14 protein-coding genes are annotated in these 21,032 nt (G+C 45.6%); all 14 read left to right on the top strand.

Annotated features, from left to right (window positions below):
- Positions 1 to 86: 86 nt before the first annotated feature.
- The 14 genes from WFI24_RS25095 (at position 87) to kduI (ending at position 20,989) form a co-directional block, all read left to right on the top strand.
- Entirely contained in the window at positions 87 to 2,996 is a 2,910-nt protein-coding gene (locus WFI24_RS25095; RefSeq protein ID WP_336764774.1) for a glycoside hydrolase family 2 protein, read from the top strand.
- Between the two features lie 278 nt (positions 2,997 to 3,274).
- Positions 3,275 to 4,258 carry an ABC transporter permease gene (locus WFI24_RS25090; protein WP_036606891.1) on the top strand — a complete coding sequence of 328 codons (984 nt, stop codon included), beginning with the start codon at positions 3,275 to 3,277 and terminating at the stop codon, positions 4,256 to 4,258.
- Between the two features lie 15 nt (positions 4,259 to 4,273).
- Positions 4,274 to 5,176 (top strand): carbohydrate ABC transporter permease, encoded by a 903-nt coding sequence (locus tag WFI24_RS25085; RefSeq protein WP_036606894.1) that lies wholly within the window; start codon positions 4,274 to 4,276, stop codon positions 5,174 to 5,176.
- 186 nt (positions 5,177 to 5,362) lie between these two features.
- Complete coding sequence (locus WFI24_RS25080) at positions 5,363 to 7,051, top strand: ABC transporter substrate-binding protein (RefSeq protein WP_145325838.1); 1,689 nt, start codon at positions 5,363 to 5,365, stop codon at positions 7,049 to 7,051.
- 387 nt (positions 7,052 to 7,438) lie between these two features.
- Positions 7,439 to 9,142, top strand: coding sequence for an ABC transporter substrate-binding protein (locus WFI24_RS25075; RefSeq protein ID WP_336764773.1), 1,704 nt, complete (start codon positions 7,439 to 7,441; stop codon positions 9,140 to 9,142).
- 318 nt (positions 9,143 to 9,460) lie between these two features.
- Complete coding sequence (locus tag WFI24_RS25070; protein ID WP_440131313.1) at positions 9,461 to 11,158, top strand: ABC transporter substrate-binding protein; 1,698 nt, start codon at positions 9,461 to 9,463, stop codon at positions 11,156 to 11,158.
- A gap of 190 nt (positions 11,159 to 11,348) precedes the next feature.
- Entirely contained in the window at positions 11,349 to 13,730 is a 2,382-nt protein-coding gene (locus WFI24_RS25065) for a glycoside hydrolase family 95 protein (protein WP_336764772.1), read from the top strand.
- A 16-nt stretch (positions 13,731 to 13,746) separates the two neighbouring features.
- Positions 13,747 to 15,108 carry a GH1 family beta-glucosidase gene (locus WFI24_RS25060; RefSeq protein ID WP_336764771.1) on the top strand — a complete coding sequence of 454 codons (1,362 nt, stop codon included), beginning with the start codon at positions 13,747 to 13,749 and terminating at the stop codon, positions 15,106 to 15,108.
- Positions 15,109 to 15,437: 329 nt separating this feature from the next.
- Positions 15,438 to 15,701, top strand: a complete 264-nt coding sequence (locus WFI24_RS25055) for a hypothetical protein (RefSeq protein WP_036606904.1) — start codon at positions 15,438 to 15,440, stop codon at positions 15,699 to 15,701.
- 318 nt (positions 15,702 to 16,019) lie between these two features.
- Positions 16,020 to 16,994: a ubiquinol oxidase subunit II gene (cyoA, locus tag WFI24_RS25050; RefSeq protein ID WP_336764770.1), complete on the top strand. Its 975-nt coding sequence runs from the start codon at positions 16,020 to 16,022 to the stop codon at positions 16,992 to 16,994.
- Positions 16,995 to 17,015: 21 nt separating this feature from the next.
- Entirely contained in the window at positions 17,016 to 18,986 is a 1,971-nt protein-coding gene (locus WFI24_RS25045) for a cbb3-type cytochrome c oxidase subunit I (protein WP_076212762.1), read from the top strand.
- Entirely contained in the window at positions 18,987 to 19,607 is a 621-nt protein-coding gene (cyoC, locus tag WFI24_RS25040) for a cytochrome o ubiquinol oxidase subunit III (protein ID WP_036606911.1), read from the top strand.
- Positions 19,608 to 19,937: a cytochrome o ubiquinol oxidase subunit IV gene (gene cyoD, locus WFI24_RS25035; protein ID WP_036606914.1), complete on the top strand. Its 330-nt coding sequence runs from the start codon at positions 19,608 to 19,610 to the stop codon at positions 19,935 to 19,937.
- A gap of 212 nt (positions 19,938 to 20,149) precedes the next feature.
- Positions 20,150 to 20,989, top strand: coding sequence for a 5-dehydro-4-deoxy-D-glucuronate isomerase (kduI, locus tag WFI24_RS25030; protein WP_336764769.1), 840 nt, complete (start codon positions 20,150 to 20,152; stop codon positions 20,987 to 20,989).
- Positions 20,990 to 21,032: the final 43 nt, after the last annotated feature.

Genomic DNA, 21,032 nt, shown 5'->3' with positions numbered 1-21,032 from the left:
ACTTCCCATGATAAGCAATGGTCACGGAGTGTATCACACCTTAGACTGGGTTTACTAGAACTCAGATGAAGGGATGGCTATACGATATGAATTTGTCTGATACAGGCACTGTACGTCAACCATTGAACTTAAATGGAACATGGCAGTTTTGTTTGGATCTGGAGTCCGATGAACTCGTTGAACATACAATATTACCGCCTTCACTACGTGAAAACATCTCATGGGAGACCATTGAGATTCCCGGTTCCTGGGAAGAGCAAGGATACGGGGATGAGCCTGAATACGAAAGGCTTGATACCTGGACCAAGGTGCGTGAGTATGAAGGCTCAGCTTGGTATGCTCAGGATGTCACGGTTCCAACAGATGATCCTGATTGCCAGTATATATTCAGATTGGAAGGAGTCCGCTGGACAACGGATCTCTGGATTAATGGACTATATGCCGGGCAGCAGGATAGTCTGGTGAATCAACAGAAGTGGGATGTTACCTCTCTAATGAAGCGGGGAGAAGTGAATCGGGTGGAGATTCGCGTGGATAATACCATGAAACTTCCGCTGGCTGGTAGCCATATTCATTCATTGCACACGGCCACAGCCTGGGGTGGGATTACAGGTGGTGTTTATCTGGACTGTCTGCCCCCATGCCGCGTACAGACGTTACGTATTCAACCAGATGCTGAAAATGGAACCGTTCTGGTTCATTGTACTGTAAGCGCTCCCGCTAATGAGAAGGATAGAGCTACGCAATTGCATATGGATATCCAGCATCCGGACGGCACATGGCTTAATCGATACAGTTGTCATGTGAAGCTGAGTGCTCCGTCGAATGCGGATATAAGTTCAGAAGGTTCGACTGAATGCAACGCTGTAATAGATAAGTGGCGATTGGAACTCGGGAAAGAGAAGTCAATAGCATTGTGGTCGGATGAATCTCCTGAACTTTACAAGGCAGTGATCCGTCTCCATGACGGTGAACAGGAACTGGATCAAGTGGAACAATCATTTGGTGTGCGTTCCTTTGCATCAAACGGGAAGCAGCTTAAGTTGAATGGGACGCCGGTGTATCTGCGCGGGTACGTCGATTGCTGTATCTTTCCACTGACGGGTTATCCCGTCTGGGACAAGGAGCATTATATTCAGCAGTTTCGAGTCGCCAGATCATACGGCTTCAACCACGTCCGACTGCATGGGTGGAGTGCGCCAGAGCCATTCTGGGAAGCTGCTGATGAAGAGGGCATGCTGGTACAGGCAGAACTCCCACATTGGTCTCGATTCTTTGAGCAACCGAATCAGTCTGCGCCGGCTGAAGTGATGTCTTATCTGACACAAGAACTGGACGGGTTGCTCCAGTCGCTTCACAGACATCCCTCATTCGTCATGTTCTCCATGGGGAATGAGCTTATTGGTCCGAATGGCCATCCTGAACTTAATGCATGGGTATCGAGGGCAAGGGATATCGACCCAACCCGGTTATATACGGACAATACAGGATTTGGACAGCTTCCAGCGCAAGGGAGGGAAGGTGATTATTATATCCAGTCGTTGAACTGGCATCCCCCGCTGGAATCCGCATACTCTGCTGTGCCGGATACCACGCTGGACTATCATGCAGTTACCCGACTTGCGGAACATCCCGTCATTGGGCACGAACATGCACAATACACCATGTATGTGCTGCCTCAGGAACGAGCCAAGTATACGGGCGTTCTGCGCCCTACCTGGTTACCACCTGTTGAAGAGTCGTTGACACACAAAGGAATGATGGCGGATCTGGAGCATTTTCAACAGGCCAGCGGTACACATCTGGTGCGGTCCCTTAAAGAAGCTATGGAGCGGATTCGGCGAACGCCAGATGCTGCGGGCTTACAGTTGCTGGATATCCGCGACTTTCCGGGCCAGGGACATGCTACGACGGGCATTTTGGACGTATTCTGGGACGACAAAGGCATTACAACACCTGAAGAATTCAAGCGATTCAACGCAGATGTGGTTCTATTGTTAAGTTGCAAGGAGCGTACATTTTACGCTGGTGAATCTATCCAAGTGGATGTACGCATATCTCACTATGGTAAAGAGCCACTTAAGGATGCATCCATACAGTGGAAGTTGATTAGCGATGATGTGATACTTAACAAAGGGGAATGGAAAACCGGAGACATCCAATGTGGGTCTGTAATGTCACTGGGGTGCCTCGTCGCTACCGCACCTCATGAAGGGGCAGCAGCTTTTCGGATCGAAGCGGAATTGCGATCAGGCGATTCGGAGAGGATCGCAGTCAATATGTGGCATGGATGGTCCTTCCCATTTTATCGGACTCATTCGCAATCGAAACGAATCTGGAATACCGTGGCAGAGCTGCAGCCACTTCTCGGGGAAGCACAACATGATGTTGTAGATCATATGGATGGATTTCAGTTGTTGAAAGATCGGGAGATTGACTTGGTTATCGTTCAGTCGTTAACACCCAATGTTGTTGATTATGTGGTCAACGGAGGAAGTGTTTGGATTCAGACAACCACAGAAGGGCTATACGATTCAGTGGAGACCAAGTACCTGCCTGTATTCTGGAATTATCTCATGTTCGCTACACAGCCTGGCGCAACGATGGGCATGTATTTGAACGATCAGACACCACTGTTGGGTTCTTTCCCGCATGATGGAGCTTCCGACTGGCATTGGTACCACCTGGTGAACGGTACCCCAGCGATATGTATGGATACTCTGCATGGGGTGAAACCACTGATTGAAGTGATCGATCATTTCCATCGGGCCAAACGGCTCGCGTATGCTTTTGAGGCAAAAGTAGGGAAGGGCAGGATTTTGGTATCCTCCATCCCGTTCACCAACTTGGCGTTAATGAAGCGTCCGGAAGCCGCCTACTTGTTTCAGGAGATACTTGCGTATCTGCATGGAGATCAATTCCGTCCGGTAACCTCCATTTCTGTTGCACAGTTGCTCGGGATCATTAAACTGCAAACGATTCAATTCACTTTGTAATTATAGGGACCCGAAAGGGTCCTTTTTGTATGCCGTCGGGTTGAAGTAAACGATTTCTATAAAACGTTTTCGAAATTTACCATATCAGATAGTGATTTACCTTTATATTACTTTTGTTGCATTTGGAAGTAGAATTAATCACTGATTTTAACTATTTAATGTCTGATTATATATGTCTATATCTAATTTTTATATGATTTTCTCTAAAATCCAGATGGTATTTTGAAAACGCTCTATCGAGTATGATTATTTTATAAAACAGAGGAGGGGGAACGGAGATGGAAACGCTAACAAAAAAATCCGCTTCCGCGAACAGAAGCAGTGACCCCAAACCGCCTTTAAAGAATCGGCGGAACGGAATTTGGGACAGAATGAAACAGCAGAAATATCTCTATCTCATGTCATTGCCATTCGTAGCTTGGGTTTTCGTATTTAACTATCTGCCACTATGGGGATGGACGATGGCTTTCCAAAATTATAAACCTGCCAGATCATTTGGTGATCAAGAGTGGGTTGGTTTTAAACACTTTGTAGAGCTGTTCAGTGATGATCGTTTCTATCTGGTACTTCGAAATACGCTTGCAATGAGCTTAATGGGACTGGTTGTCGGTTTTATTGTGCCGATATTCTTCGCCATACTCCTGAATGAAATGAGAGGCATGTTCTTCAAACGTGCCGTGCAAACGGTATCATATCTGCCTCACTTTGTATCCTGGGTCGTTGTGGCAGGTATTATCACCAAGATGCTCTCCACCGATGGCGGGATTATCAATGATCTATTGGTAGGACTGAACATTATTGATCAGCCGATCCAATTCATGGCCAAGGGGAACTTGTTCTGGTACATTGTAACCGCTTCAGATATGTGGAAGGAAACCGGTTGGAATGCCATCATCTATCTGGCGGCGATTACAGGTATCGACAATGAGCTGTATGAAGCTTCCCGTGTAGATGGAGCCAACCGCTGGAGACAAATGTGGCACATCACGCTGCCTGGCATACGGACCACGATTTCCGTACTTTTCATCATGTCAATTGGACATCTTATCAGTATCGGTTTCGAGAAGCAGTTCTTGCTTGGCAACAGTCTGGTCACAGACTACTCGGAAGTACTTGATCTATACGCGCTCAATTATGGTTTGAATATGGGACGATTCTCATATGGTACAGCCATAGGTATATTCAACTCCGTTGTCAGTATCATCCTTTTGTTTACTGCGAACGGCTTGTTCAAAAAATTCACTAAAGAAAGCATCATGTAGGGAGGGGACGACATTATGGCGAACAAAGCATTCAATGCTACTCGGGGCGATAAACTGTTCGATATATTCAACATCCTCGCGATGACCATGGTGCTGGTTGTAACACTTTATCCATTCCTTAACGTACTAGCCATCTCACTCAATAACTCGACAGATACAGTACGTGGCGGAATTTACTTGTGGCCTCGCGAATTCACATTACAGAACTACAAAACGATTTTTCAATATGATGGATTGCTACAAGGTCTGCAGATCTCCATTCTGCGTACACTTGTAGGTACTGTGCTCGGATTGATCAGTTCATCCATGATCGCCTTTACACTGAGCAGACCTGATTTTGGACTTAGAAAATTTGTTTCCACAACGCTCGCGCTCACGATGTATTTCTCCGGTGGTCTGATTCCGGTGTACATTCTGATGCGTGACTTGAACCTGATCGGTACATTCTGGGTATATGTATTGCCTGGCATGATCAGTGCATTTAACGTGTTCATCATCCGTTCATTCATTGATGGCCTGCCATACTCATTGCAGGAATCCGCGAAGCTGGACGGAGCGAATGACTTTACAATCTATTACAGAATCATCTTGCCACTGTGTAAACCAGTGCTTGCTACCATCGCATTGTTCCTGGCTGTGGGTCAATGGAATGCGTGGTTCGATACGTACCTGTATAATGGTTCAAAGGCACATCTGACCACGCTCCAATATGAGCTGATGAAAGTATTGCAAAGTACGCAGCAAGGCTCAGGTGCTGGACGAAATGCCAATGATATGGCGCAGCAAATGACACAGATTTCACCGGAATCAATCAAAATGGCGATTACAATCGTTGTAACGGTTCCAATCCTCATTGTATATCCATTCCTTCAGAAGTACTTTGTTGGCGGTATGACACTGGGCGCAGTAAAAGGTTAAACAATTGGGTACAGGCTGCCAAATAGAGCGGCCGTACATCTACAAATGAAGCATCAGGATACCCGAAGCGCAGCCATTTGGTCTGCGCTTCACCGTATAGGGCTGCGGTGTGGTATTCATGAAGCTATAGACAGGGACAAAAAAGTCCCGGACAAACAGACATATGAAACAGGGAGGATTACCATAATGGCAAGTTCCAAAATGAAGATTGCACTGGCACCAGTGCTTGCAATGTCTTTACTCGCAGGTTGCGGTGGAGGAAGCGGCGGTGATACGTCGTTCAAAGATACAAGCGCAGAGACAACTCCACTTACTTTTGATTTCTTCAGCGTTGACCCCAGTCCGAACTGGAATGGCATGAAGGATGATGTGGGTAAAGTCCTTACAGAAAAAACAGGGATAACCCTTAACGGTGAATTTGCCGTTAGTGGTGGTCAAGATAAAATATCCTTAATGGCGGCGAGCGGAGACTATCCGGATATCGTCTCACCCAAAGGAGAACTCAGCAAACTGGTGGATGCCGGAGCAATGCTCGATCTGACAGATCTGATCGACCAATATGCTCCCAATCTGAAGAAGCTGTATGGTAATTACATGGACCGGTTGAAATACAGTAATGAGGATCAGGCTATTTATGTGCTGCCGACGTATTATGCGGTAGACCAGAAGTACTTTGATGCAGGTGGTGGATTTGGGATTCAGCACCGTGTACTGAAAGAACTCGGATACCCGGAAGTGCGCACACTTCAGGATTACGAGAATGTATTGAAGGCGTATAAAGAGAAACACCCAACGATTGATGGTCAGCCAACAATCCCGTTAACACTGGACGCGGATGATTGGAGAATCATGATTACCGTAACGAACCCTGCCTTCCAGGCAACAGGTGCTCCGGATGACGGTGAATACTATATCGATCCAGAGACGTATGAAGCAAGTCTGCATTACAAACGTCCAGAGGAAAAAGAGTACTTCCGCTGGTTGAACCATATGTATAACACTGGATTGCTGGATCAGGATAGCTTCATCCAAAAAACAGACCAATACAAATCCAAAATTGCTAGTGGACGTGTTCTGGGTGTCATTGACCAGGATTGGGGTTATTCTGATGCAGAAAATGCACTGAAATCTGCGGGCAAGGAAGAAGCAACTTATTCACACTTCCCGGTAACCCTGTCCGAGGATATCAAGGATCATGCCTACCAAGACCCTGGTTTTGTATCCGGTTGGGGTGTAGGGATTACAACATCGAATCCTGACCCGGTTCGTACGATCAAATTCTTCGATTACTTGGCTTCTGAAGAAGGTCAAGTGCTGATGAACTGGGGAATTGAGGGCAAACAGTATGAAGTGAAGGACGGCAAACGTGTCATTCCTGCCGACATTCAGGATCAGAAAACCAATAATGCAGCCGTATTCCAGAAAGAAACAGGTATTGGACTGTACACCAATATGTCTGGTCACTATGGAGACGGTGTGAAGGATTCAACGGGTAACTACTACACTACGAATTTCCCTGAACAGATCGTGGCAGCATATTCCGATGCAGAGAAAGAAACTCTCAAAGCTTACGGTGCTACGACGTGGAAAGATCTGTTCCCGAGTGAAGACGAGTTCCCAATCAAACCATGGGGAGCAGCATACAATCTGCCAACACCTGGTGACTCTAACTACAATGTCATCTTCAAGAAGACACAGGATATCATTCGTAAACGTATCCCAGAAGCCATTCTGAGTACTCCTGAGCAGTTCGATGCCATCTATGACGGCATGATTGATGAAGTGAACAATGCAGGAGCAGAGGACATGGAGAAACAATACACTGAGCTTGTCCAAAACCGTGTTCAATTGTGGAGCGGCGAAGAAGCTAAATAAGCTATCGATTGAACGGATTCAAACCGAGAAAGAACCCGGATAACCGGGTTCTTTTTTATACCTAAAACGTTTTCTAAAAAACGTTTTATATTTTACGTATTCACTATTGACAAGGGGTCTGGGAGCGATTATTATTCAATTATGAAAGCACTTACATTGCCTCGTACTCAGCGAAAAACAACATACATCATTCCTATGTATTCAAGGGGAATTCCAGAGGGTGACGAGTAAATTAAGGTGTGGGAAGATCCATTCCCTTTTTTAGAGAAAGCGCTTTTAATGTTAGAGAAACAAGAAAATTACAATATCTTCATCTGGTCACGGTATGTGCAGGTCAGCCTGTTATACAAATATACAGCTTCATTATATCCATAAGGGGGATTACACATGAAGGGCAAAACACCAAAAACATTCGCAATGCTTCTGTTAGCCAGTGCACTTGCAATTACCGCAGGATGCAGTGGCAGTGGAGGAGGAACTAACGCTTCAGAAAAGCCGGTTGATTCTGGAGATACGACCACCCCGGTAACCTTTACATTCTTTGGTGCAGACGCAAGTCCAAGCTGGAACAACATGAAAGATGCAGTGGGCCAAGAGATTACCAAAAGAACAGGTGTTACAATTGAAGCAGAATACGATGTGAACAATGGTGGCGACCAAAAGATTCCTTTGATGGCTGCCAGCGGTGATTACCCTGATATTATCTTTCCTAAAGGTAACCTGTCGAAGCTGGTGGATGCAGGCGCAATGCTGGACCTGACTGACCTGATTGAGGAACATGCACCTAACCTGAAAAAGATATATGGCGATCAGATGAATCGTTTGAAATACAGTCTGGAAGATCAAGCGATCTATGCTATTCCAACCAACATGGGTGTAGATAACGTCGCTTTTGATGCAGGTGGTGGATTCGAAATTCAGCAAAGAGTGTTGAAAGAACTGGGATACCCCGAAGTGAAAACACTTGAGGATTACGAAAACGTTCTTAGAACGTATTATGAAAAGCATCCAACGATTGATGGTCAACCAACCATTCCACTGACATTGAATGCAGATGACTGGAAGATCATGATCACGGTAACGAACCCGGCTTTCCAGGCAACAGGTGCACCGGATGATGGTGAATATTACATTAATCCTGAAACGTATGAAGCGATGCTTCACTACAAACGTCCAGAGGAGAAAGAATACTTCCGCTGGTTGAACAAAATGTACAATGAAGGCCTGCTCGACAAAGATACTTTTGTACAAAAAGATGATCAATACAAATCCAAAATCGCCAGTGGCCGTGTACTTGGTCTGATCGACCAGGACTGGAACTATGGCGAAGCTGAGAACGCTCTCAAAGCAGCAGGCAAGGACGAAGCCACATATGCTCACTTCTCCGTGTCCCTGAACAAGGACATTGTGGATCATACATTCCAGCCAACAGGATTTGACGGTTATGGCATCGGGATTACAACTTCGGCCAAAGATCCGGTACGGATTATCAAATTCATGGATTGGCTCGCTTCCGATGAAGGCCAGGTGTTGAGAAACTGGGGTATTGAAGGTGAACACTACAATGTAGAAAATGGCAAACGTGTGATTCCTGACGATGTTCAGGAACGCAAAACGAATGACAACTCCAATTTCACGAAAGAAACAGGAGTTGGATTGTACAATATCTTCAGCGCAAGATACGGTGATGGTGTAAAAGATTCTACAGACAACTACTATACAACGAACTTCCCAGAGCAGATCCAAGCAAGCTACACACCAGCTGAGAAGGAAACATTGAAAGCATACGGTATCACAACATGGAAAGATTTCTATCCATCCGAAGACGAATTGAAATTGAAAGATTGGGGCGCAGCGTATAATATGCCTGTACCTTCTGACACAGACTACAACGTAACGTTCCAGAAAACACAGGATATCATCCGTAAACGGATTCCAGAAGCGATCCTTGCCAAACCGGAGAACTTTGACAGCGTGTATGACAGTCTCCTGGCTGAACTTGATAAAGCAGGTGCAGTAGAAATGGAGAAACAATACACGGTTTGGGTGAAAGAACGTGTCTCCCTGTGGACTGGAAAAGATGTGAAATAAAATTGAAAACAAGGCATAAAAGCCATTGATTTTCATTACAAAAAAAGCCCTTCAAAAAGGGCTTTTTTTGTTGTTGACGTAAGGTGGTGATAGCAGTATAATCTATCATGTAAGCACTTTCAGTAAGCGTTTTATAGTTATTACGAAAACGTTTTATGCTTGTTAACAGAACTGTTTCACGTTTAAATCGATTGCAATGCTAACTTTGCAGTAGGCAAGAAAAGATTGTATCGAAAGCGCATTCAAAAAAAGTGGTATCCTCAGGCAAAAGCCTGTTATACAGATAAAACCTTCATAAATAATAGGGGGAACTAGACAATGAGAGGCAAAATGAAAGGCAATACACCCAAGACGTTTGCAATGTTGATGCTCGCAAGTGCAATGTTGGTTACAGCTGGCTGTGGGAATTCGGGAACGAAAGAGACTACAGAATCCAGCGGTACCGAACCAATTACAGTTACGTTCTTCGGAGCGGATGCTAGTCCGACCTGGAACAAGATGCAAGATGCTGTTGGTAAAAAGATCACGGAGAAAACAGGCGTTACAATTGAAGCTGAATATGATGTAAACGATGGTGGTAACCAGAAGATTGCACTGATGGCTGCCAGTGGTGACTTTCCTGATATGATCTACCCTAAAGGTAACTTATCTAAACTTGTGGATGCAGGCGCGATGCTGGATCTCACGGATTTGATTGAGGAGCATGCTCCCAATTTGAAAAAAATCTATGGAGAACAGATGAACCGTTTGAAATACAGTCTCGAAGATCCGGCGATCTATACGATTCCAACCAATATGGGTGTCGATAATGTTACGTTTGACGCTACAGGTGGATTCGAAATTCAGCAAAGAGTATTGAAAGAGCTTGGGTACCCTGAAGTGAAGACACTTGAGGATTACGAGAACGTACTCAGAGCCTATTATGAAAAACATCCAACGATTGATGGTCAACCAACTATTCCTTTGACATTAAATGCAGATGATTGGAAAATCATGATCACGGTAACGAATCCGGCTTTCCAGGCAACAGGTGCACCGGATGATGGTGAATATTACATTGACCCTGAAACGTATGAAGCAAAACTGCACTACAAACGTCCAGAGGAAAGAGAATACTTCCGTTGGTTGAATAAAATGTACAATGAAGGCCTACTGGACAAAGATGCATTTGTTCAAAAGGATGACCAATACAAGTCCAAAATTGCCAGTGGCCGTGTCCTCGGTCTGATTGACCAAGAGTGGAACTATCAAGAAGCGGAGAACGCGCTCAAATCATCGGGCAAGGATGATGCCACATACGCTCACTTCTCTGTATCACTTAACGATGAAATTGTGGATCACACGTTCCAACCAGCCGGATTTGACGGTTATGGCATCGGGATCACAACTTCGGCCAAAGATCCAGTGCGTATCATCAAATTCATGGATTGGCTTGCTTCCGATGAAGGACAAGTTCTGAGAAACTGGGGTATCGAAGGTGAACATTACAACGTAGAAGATGGTAAACGCGTGATTCCAGATGACGTTCAGGACCGCAAAACGAATGACAACTCCAATTTCAGTAAGGAAACAGGAATTGGGATGTATAACGTATTTAGCGCAAGATACGGTGATGGTGTAAAAGATTCTACGGATAACTATTACACAACGAACTTCCCAGAGCAGATTGTAGCTGGTTACACAGCTGCCGAGAAAGAAACACTGAAAGCTTACGGTATCACGACCTGGAAAGAGTTCTATCCGGCTGAAGAAGATCTGCCAGTTAAGGATTGGGGCGCAGCTTATAATATGTCCGTACCTTCCGGTACAGACTATGAGGTAACTTTCCAGAAAACGCAGGATATCATCCGTAAACGGATTCCGGAAGCTGTTCTGACTACACCAGCCAACTTTGATGCAACCTATGATGCTTTACTGGCTGATTTGGACAAAGCTGGTGCAGTTGAAATGGAGAAACAATTCACGGTTTGGGTTAAGGAACGTGTCTCCCTGTGGACAGGAAAAGACGTAAAATAATATGGATGGTTTGCAATCCATGGTTACACAAGGAAAAGGCCCTATATGGGGCCTTTTTTTTGTGGATGATATGATGATTTGCATTGACGCAAATTTTGAAATCACATATAATTCTCTTATTGTAAGCACTTACCGAAAACGTTTTATGAAAACGAGAATTTTACTGCTTATTCAGGAACAGGAGCTAATCATGTCCCAACACAATAATCAAACTAAAATCAATCGTCTATGGTATCGACAACCGGCAAAACGCTGGGAAGAAGCACTCCCCATCGGGAACGGCCGTCTTGGAGGCATGGTGTACGGCGGGGCAGCAGATGAACGAATTCAGCTCAATGAAGATACATTATGGTCAGGATTTCCACGGGATACGATTCAATACAGTAGCCAACGGTATTTGAAACAGACACGTGAGTTGATCATGTCCGGACAGTATGGTGAAGCTGAGGATTTGTTAAACCGTGAAATGCTCGGTCGTGATGTAGAGGCCTACCAGCCGATGGGTCACTTTCTATTGCACCATGAAGGTCTGGATGATCTTTCGTATGATGCATATGAGCGTGAGCTTGATCTGGAATCAGGTATTGCAACCACGGTGTATTCATGGAAAGGAACTCGATATGTGCGTGAAGTGTATTCCAGTGCTGTGGATGATCTGATGGTCTGCATATTGACTGCCGATCAAAAGGGCGCTGTGAATGTAAGTGTTTCTCTAGACAGTCCACACCCTTATCAGGTTCAGACTTCGGGAGATGCACTCACCATGTTTAGTCGGTGCCCCAGTCATGTGGAATCCAATTACTTCAGAGATCACCCGGAATCCGTTATCTATGAGGAGGATCGGGGAACGGCATATGCTGTCCGTGTAGCAGCTACGGCATCAGGCGAGCAGGTGAAGATCTCCAATCTGGAAGGTAAGCTACATATTCAGGGTGCTGATCAGGTTGTGTTTTATCTCGCAGCAGCTACGTCCTTTGAAAGTTATGATGTGTTGCCTGTGAAGGATCATCTTGTATTGGAAGAGGAATGCAAGGAGTTGATCTCCAAAGCGACTACACATGGCGCGGAAGCGCTTCGTGACCGACATATTCAGGATCATAGTGCGTTGTTTAACAGAGTCTCTATTGATCTAGGTGTATCGGCTAACGCCGAATTACCTACAGATGAGAGATTACAAGCCTATCAAGCAGGGGAACAAGACTCTGGGCTTGAAGCACTTTATTTTCAATATGGAAGATATCTGTTAATGGCTAGTTCACGCCCGGGAAGCCAGCCTGCCAATCTGCAGGGAATCTGGAATCATCAGGTGGAGCCGCCGTGGCACAGTGACTACACAATCAATATTAACACCGAGATGAATTACTGGCCGGCAGAAGTCTGCAATCTCAGTGAATGTCATGAGCCGCTGTTCGATATGCTGACAGATCTCAGTGATACAGGGCGCAGAACAGCACGGATTCTCTACGGAGCCCGTGGATGGACTGCGCATCATAACGTGGATATCTGGAGAACCACCACGCCTACAGGCGGAGACGCGAGCTGGGCATTCTGGCCAATGGGCGGCGTGTGGCTGACCTCGCATCTATGGGAGCATTACCAATTTACAGGGGATCAGCGTTTTCTTGAGGAGCGTGCGTATCCCATCATGAAAGAGGCTGCCTTGTTCTGTCTCGACTGGTTGGTGGAAGGACCTGACGGTTATCTGGTCACGATTCCATCCACTTCACCAGAGAACAAGTTCCTTACAGAAGACGGAGAGGCACGCAGTATATCCATGGCTTCAACGATGGATATGACATTAATTCGTGAATTGTTCAGCCGCTGCATTGAGGCCGCGAAGCAATTGAATCTAGATGAGTCATTGGTGAGCGAGTGGTATGAGGCTCTGGACAAACTCTATCCATTCCGTATTGGAAGCGAAGGACAATTGTTGGAGTGGTTTAAGGATTTTCCTGAATCTGAACCAGGACATCGTCACGTATCCCATCTGTACGGACTGTATCCGGGGGAACAGATTAATCGCGTGCATACACCCGAACTTGTGGAAGCAGCACGGGTGTCGCTTGAACGTCGTATCACACAAGGTGGCGGGCATACAGGATGGAGCTGCGCATGGTTGATCAATCTGTATGCACGATTGCTGGATAAGAACCAGGCACATCAGTTTGTACGCACACTGCTCGCCCGATCCACGCATCCGAATCTGTTTGACGACCATCCACCGTTCCAGATCGATGGAAACTTTGGAGGTACGGCTGGAATGGCCGAGATGTTATTGCAGAGCCACTTGAACGAGTTACATCTACTACCGGCACTGCCTGACCTATGGTCTCAAGGCCATGTTGAAGGGCTTCGGGCAAGAGGCGGTTACACGGTGGGCATAACATGGGCCGATAACAAGCTCGCGTCAGCCATCATTCAGGCAGACCGAAATGATTCGCTGACCATTCGCAGTGCTTATCCGCTGCGCGTGGAAGGGCATGAACAAGCCAAGTCAGAGCTTACGCCTCAGGGCGATTATGTAGTTATTTTAACCATGACCGCAGGACAGACGATCCGCGTGTCATCATGAGACGGAGGAGTAAACCATGACGATTTTTAAATTTCCACAAGATTTTCGCTGGGGGACAGCAACGGCTTCCTATCAAATAGAAGGAGCGGCTCAGGAGGGTGGACGTGGGGTATCCATCTGGGATACGTTTGCACGCACGCCTGGCAAAGTATATAACGGAGACAATGGTGATGTCGCGTGTGACAGCTACCACCGGTATGAGGAAGATATCGAATTGATGAAGAAACTCGGAATTAATACATACCGATTCTCCATTGCCTGGCCTCGTATTATTCCTGACGGAGATGGGGAGATCAATCAAGAAGGCCTGGACTTCTACCACCGCTTCGTGGATGCATTGCTGGAGGCTGGCATTGAGCCGTTTCTCACCCTGTATCACTGGGATCTTCCACAAACGCTGGAGGATGACGGCGGCTGGGGCAACCGCAGAACGGTAGACGCTTTTGTGAAATATGCCGAAGTGATTTTCAAAGAATTCTCGGGCAAGATCAACTTTTGGCTGACATTCAATGAACCATGGTGCATCGCGTTCCTGTCGAACCTTCTTGGTATCCATGCACCAGGAAACAGAGACCTGCAAACATCAATCAATGTTGCTCATGGACTGCTGGTTGCTCACGGTAAAGCCGTACAATCCTTCCGTCGCTTGGGGACAACCGGACAGATTGGTATTGCTCCGAATGTATGCTGGGCTGAGCCATACAGCAAATCTCCTGAGGATCAAGCTGCGTGTGACCGATCGATTGCGCTCAATACCGATTGGTTCCTTGATCCGATCTACAAAGGTTCATATCCGCAGTTTATGGTGGATTGGTTCGCTGAAGCGGGTGCTACCGTACCAATACAGGAAGGCGACATGGAGATCATCTCCCAACCGATCGACCTGCTGGGCATTAACTACTACACGATGGGGATCAATCGCTTCAATCCAGATGCAGGTGCTCTTCAATCAGAAGAGGTCGATATGGGCTTGACCAAGACGGATATCGGCTGGCCGGTGGAATCCCGTGGTTTGTATGAATTCATGCATTACTTGCAAAAGTATGGCAATGTGGATGTATACATCACGGAGAATGGTGCCTGTATCAATGATGATCTGGAGAATGGCAAAATTAATGATGATCGCCGGATTGCCTATTATGAACAGCATTTGGCTCAAATTCACCGCATCATTAACGACGGCATTAACCTTAAAGGATACATGGCGTGGTCACTGATGGATAATTTCGAATGGGCAGAAGGCTACCGTATGCGCTTCGGTCTCGTTCATATGGACTATCGTTCATTGGTAAGAACGCCAAAGGAGAGCTACTACTGGTATCAGAATGTCATCAAGAATAATTGGTTGGAGACACGGAACGAACATAATGCCCAATAGACACAATGGCAGCTTCTAAAGGAATTAAAAATGAGAAAGACGGTCGCATTGGAGTACCCCAATGCGCCGTCTTTTTTTGTTTCTTCACAGATGAAAATGAGTAGTTCATAAAGGTTTCATAAGGTCAAGTGTGTTTTCTGTTATGAAGAGACGGTTTTTGGGTTATAAGAAGTAAGGAAGAAATGAATAATGTTTTGTCAACGGGTAAAATTAAAATAAAGTGTCCAAATTGCGAAGAAAATTTGAACATTTGTTGACTAAAATTCATACTGATGTGGTATATTGGTATAAGGAAAGCACTTACAAAAAGGGAAAAGGAAGTGTTTACTATGGCATCGAAGACAGCAATGGTTAGCCAATTGGAGCGCAAAGACAAAAATATGCGGCGCGCCGTCTTGACGATGACAGTTCTGGCATGGGTCGCACTCATTACGGGAGTGATCATGTGTCTGATCAATCTGAATGAATTTAACGATCGTAATCTTGGTTTGATGGTCGGTATTGGATTCCTTGTAGGTAGTGTGTTTATTTACGTTATTGCCAAAGCGATTGGCCTTGTTCATACACGCCGGGAAGACGAAGGAGCCGATTAATTATAATCCTGCGTTTATTCGTTCATAATAAGACTGGATAAGTACCCGGAATCCAGTCAATAAAGCCCTTTGCGGATTCGTTGACATTGTTCAACGGGACTGCAAAGGGTTTTATTTTGTGACTTGATGTGTAAAGATTACAATAAGCAAATATCAACCATGCAAGCGATTTGTGAGAAAAAATTCACACATTTAAGGTGTAAAATCGACAAATTTGTTAACAAGAACAAAAAAGTTGTTCATTTCTGATATCTTTAGTAGGAAGAGAGTAGTATACTGATTTTTCAGTATGAGCGAATTTAAGGAGAGGGGATCAAAATGAACAAGAAACCTAGGTCGCTAACCCGGATTATCATTCCGGTTGTCCTGACGTTGGTTACAATTGCATTGATTGTCTGGCCAATGCTGGCAGGCGGGCAGTACGTTGTTCTGGATCCGAAGGGACCAATTGGCGCTTCGCAGAGAGATTTGATTGTCATCTCGACAATTTTGTGTGCTGTCATCATTGTGCCAGTACTCATTTTGTCTGCCGTAATCGTATGGCGTTACCGCGACAAGCCGGATAACAAAGCTGCTTATGAGCCTAACTGGTCTCATAGTACGAAGGCGGAGGCAATCTGGTGGACCGTTCCAATTATTATTATTGGAATACTTGCCATTGTTACGATTCGTTACACGTATGATCTGGAGCCTTCGAAGCCGTTGGCTCACGAGAAAGCACCAATTACCATCCAAGTGTCTTCACTGGATTGGAAATGGCTGTTTATGTATCCTGAGCAAGGGATTGCAACGGTCAACACGTTGAATATTCCGGCAGATCGGCCCGTGAAATTTGAACTCACTGCGGATTCACCAATGAACTCGTTCTGGATTCCGCAACTTGGAGGACAAATTTATACGATGTCGGGTATGGCGATGACCTTGTACCTGCAGGCAGATCATGAAGGTAAGTACTGGGGTTCCGGTGCAAACTTCACAGGTGAGCATTTTGGAGAAATGCGTTTTGATGTGAATGCTACATCGGACGAAGATTTTGACAAATGGGTAGCTGATGTGAAACAGAATTCTCAGCCATTGACCACAGAAGGTTACAGTGCATTGGCTGAACCAGGAACAAGCAATGTTGCTTATTATTCTGCCTTCCCAGAAGGATTGTTCCAAAATATCGTAACCAAGTATGTTGTAGATGGTCAAAGTGCTCATAGCAAACATGGAACTTCAAACGAAGCTTCTGGAGCCATTCAAAAAGCAACTGATACGTCCAATCAAGACGAGGACAAGAGTGCTAACTAAAGATTCGAAAGGAGGCCCCCAATGTTAGAGGGACTTAAAGAGTTTGCATCGGAGTTTTTCGTAACCGGTGATCCGCTCATTTATGGTGCGATGGTAGCTATCGGAATTACCATGATTACTATTGTAGCGGTACTAACTTATTTCAAAAAATGGGGCTGGCTCTGGCGTAACTGGTTAACGACTGTCGATCATAAAAAGATCGGTATCATGTATATCATCGCTTCCATTATCATGTTGTTCCGTGGTGGTGTGGATGCGCTAATGATGCGCCTTCAGCTGGCTATGCCTAACAATGAATTTCTAAATCCTGAACACTATAATCAGGTCTTCACAACTCACGGCACGATCATGATCCTGTTCATGGCGATGCCATTTATGTTTGGTCTATTTAACGTTATCGTACCACTACAGATCGGAGCAAGAGACGTTGCGTTCCCGTTCCTGAATGCACTCAGCTTCTGGCTGTTCTTCTTGGGCGCAATGCTGTTTAACCTGTCCTTCGTTATCGGTGGTTCACCGGATGCAGGATGGCTGAGTTATCCGCCTCTATCGGAGCTGTCGCACAGTCCAGGGGTAGGACAGAACTTCTATATATGGGGTATACAGATATCAGGTATCGGTTCCCTGGCTACCGGTATCAACTTCCTGGTTACCATCATTAAAATGCGTGCGCCAGGCATGAGATGGATGAAAATGCCGATGTTCACATGGTCGGTATTCTCCACTTGTATTATCATCTTGTTCGCTTTCCCAATCTTGACCGTGACACTTGCATTGCTATTCCTCGACAGGTTTGCCGGGGCGCATTTCTTCACACTTGATTTGGGCGGTAACCCAATGATGTATATCAACTTGATCTGGATGTGGGGTCACCCTGAGGTATACATTGTCGTCTTGCCGGCATTCGGTGTATTCTCCGAGATTGTAAGTACCTTCTCTCGGAAAAAACTGTTTGGTTACAAGTCGATGGTATTCGCAATGTTGATCATCAGCTTCCTGTCCTTCTTCACATGGGCGCATCACTTCTTCACGATGGGTTCGGGAGCAGACGTGAATGCATTCTTCGCCGTAACTACGATGTTGATTGCTATTCCAACAGGGGTTAAGATATTCAACTGGCTGTTTACCATGTATCGAGGAAGGATTCGCATGGCGACTCCGATGATGTGGACACTTGCCTTTATCCCGTGCTTTATTGTCGGGGGTATGACAGGCGTTCTGTTATCCGTTGCTCCTGCTGACTTCCAGTTCCACAACAGTTACTTCCTGATTGCCCACTTCCACCAAGTATTGATCGGTGGCGTTGTCTTCGGATACTTCGCAGGTCTGTACTACTGGTGGCCTAAAATGTTCGGTTTCCAACTCGAAGAGAAACTGGGCAAATGGGCATTCTGGACTTGGAATATTGGTTTCTATGTCTGCTTCATGCCGCAGTACGCTGTCGGCTTGATGGGTATGACACGTCGTCTGAGCACTTACGGCTGGGATACTGGCTGGTGGGAATTGAACTTCGTATCTACAATCGGGGCATTCCTGATGGGTGTCGGATTCCTGTTCCAAGTTGCGCAAATCGCAGACGGTATTCGCAAATACAAATCACTCAAAGCTCCTGCCGATCCATGGGATGGCCGTACGCTGGAGTGGTCAATTCCTTCACCAGCTCCTGAATACAACTTCGCCGTTACACCGCGCGGAGATGATATTGATGAGTGGTGGGAAGAGAAAGAACGTCGTGCCAAAGGCATCTATCCGCCAGAGCAACCGCTTGAGCCGATTCATATGCCGAAGAACTCTGGAATTCCGTTCATCATGTCTGTCTTCTGGTTCATCGCCGGTTTCGGCTTTGTCTTCGGATGGCTGTGGATGGCAATTCTCGGACTCGCTGGCGTAGGGATCTGTATGATCGCCCGTTCATTCTCATACGATACGGATTATTATATTCCGGTCGACGAAATTAAGCGTACCGAAGCGTCGTTAAGGGGGTCGGTATAGATGGCTCAAGCAGCCGCTAAGCACGGTGAGAATCATGCACATGGTCACGACCATGGACATCATGATCCACAGGAAATGAAAATTCTCGGATTCTGGTTCTTCCTGATTTCCGACGTTATCCTGTTCTCCGTATTGTTCGCAACCTTCATTGTGTTGCGTGACAATACGGCGGGCGGACCGATTTTGTCTGAATTGATCAAAATGCCTGGTGTTATTGCCGAAACGTTTATCTTGCTCACAAGTTCATTCACGAGCGGACTAGCCGTACTGGCGATGAATCAAGGCAAAGTAAAACAATTAATCAGTTGGCTGGCGGTTACAGCCGTTCTGGGTGCAAGCTTTATCGCACTGGAAGTATATGAGTTTATTGAGTTGATTCACGAAGGGTTTAGCTTTACAACGAGTGCTGCTTCTGGCGCATTCTTCACCCTTGTGGGAACTCACGGACTTCACGTATCGCTCGGTCTGATCTGGATGATTGGACTTATGTTACAACTGAAAAAACGTGGTATTACCGATGTTACTCGCGGTAAAATCAACGTAATCAGCTTGTACTGGCACTTCTTGGACGTCGTATGGATTTTCCTCCTGTCGATCGTCTATCTCATGGGGGTGATGTAGATGTCAGAGCACAACTCACATGATTCCCACGGTCATGAGCAACATGGTTCATTGAAGTCTTATGTCATCGGCTTCATCCTGTCCGTCGTTCTGACAATCATTCCACTTGTGGTGGTTCTCAATGATATGATGGAAAGAACAGGAACACTCATTGTTGTTCTGGGCACGGCAGCACTTCAGTTTGTGGTTCAACTCTTCTTCTTCATGCATATTCGTGAAACGGAGAAACCACGCTGGAATGTTATGGCTCTTATCTTCGGTTTGCTGATCATGATGACTATCGTGATTGGTTCGATCTGGATTATGCTTAACAACGCTGTTGCGCATTAATATGTGATCAAAGAGATCTCCCGGTCTGTATTACAGACTGCGGGGATCTCTTTTTGTTTTTTATTGAGAAATAAACATCATTAATAATTAATTAGATGAATTTTTTGAAAATAAAGGTACACAAAAGATACATAATGAACTAAAATGAACTTATATGAACATTAATAATATCAATCTCAACTAATTTAAATGACGAAGGGAATGGATTAATAATGGAAAATCGCTATGCTGCACACCCCAATGAAGTGAAAACGTATGACACATCTCGCCTGCGTGAGGAATTTCTGATGGAGCAACTATTCGCAACGGATGAACTGGTAACCGTATATTCTCATGTGGATCGTTATATTGTGGGAACGGCTGTACCTCAGAGCAAGGATATTGCGCTTGAAGTAAACTTGAAGGATATCGGAACGAACTTTTTCTTGGAGCGTCGTGAAGTCGGTATCATTAATGTAGGTGGTCATGGAACAGTGACAGCGGATGGACAAGGCTATGAGATTGGAGCAAAGGAATGTCTCTACATCGGTAGAGGTGTGAAGGAAGTCGTGTTCACGAGCAGTGACAAGGCTCAACCTGCCCAATTCTATTTTGTATCCACACCGGCACATCACACCTATCCAACGGTAAAAGCAACACAAGAGCAAGCTCAACCGAATCACTTGGGTAGCATCGAAACTTCCAATGAGCGTACGATCTATCGTTATATTCACCAAGGAGAAGGTGGAATTCAAAGCTGTCAGTTGGTGATGGGCATTACCGAACTCGACAAGGGCAACATGTGGAATACCATGCCGGCACATACCCATAATCGCCGTTCCGAAGTATACTTGTACTGGAATCTGCCTGAAGACGGCGTTGTATTCCACATGATGGGTGAGCCGAACGAAACGCGTCATCTGGTTGTACGTGATCGTCAGGCGATCATCTCCCCAAGCTGGTCCATTCACAGTGGTGTGGGCACAAGCAACTACACGTTCTGTTGGGCAATGGCTGGTGAGAATCAGACGTTCGAAGATATGGACGGCGTAGCCATGAAAGACCTGAAATAATAAATTACAGACGTCTGAGTTAATTTGACAGAGTAGACACTTG

It is taken from the genome of Paenibacillus sp. USHLN196 (assembly GCF_037144955.1).
GTDB classification, from domain to species: domain Bacteria; phylum Bacillota; class Bacilli; order Paenibacillales; family Paenibacillaceae; genus Paenibacillus; species Paenibacillus xylanexedens_C.
This window is presented reverse-complemented; position numbering and strand designations above follow the sequence as displayed.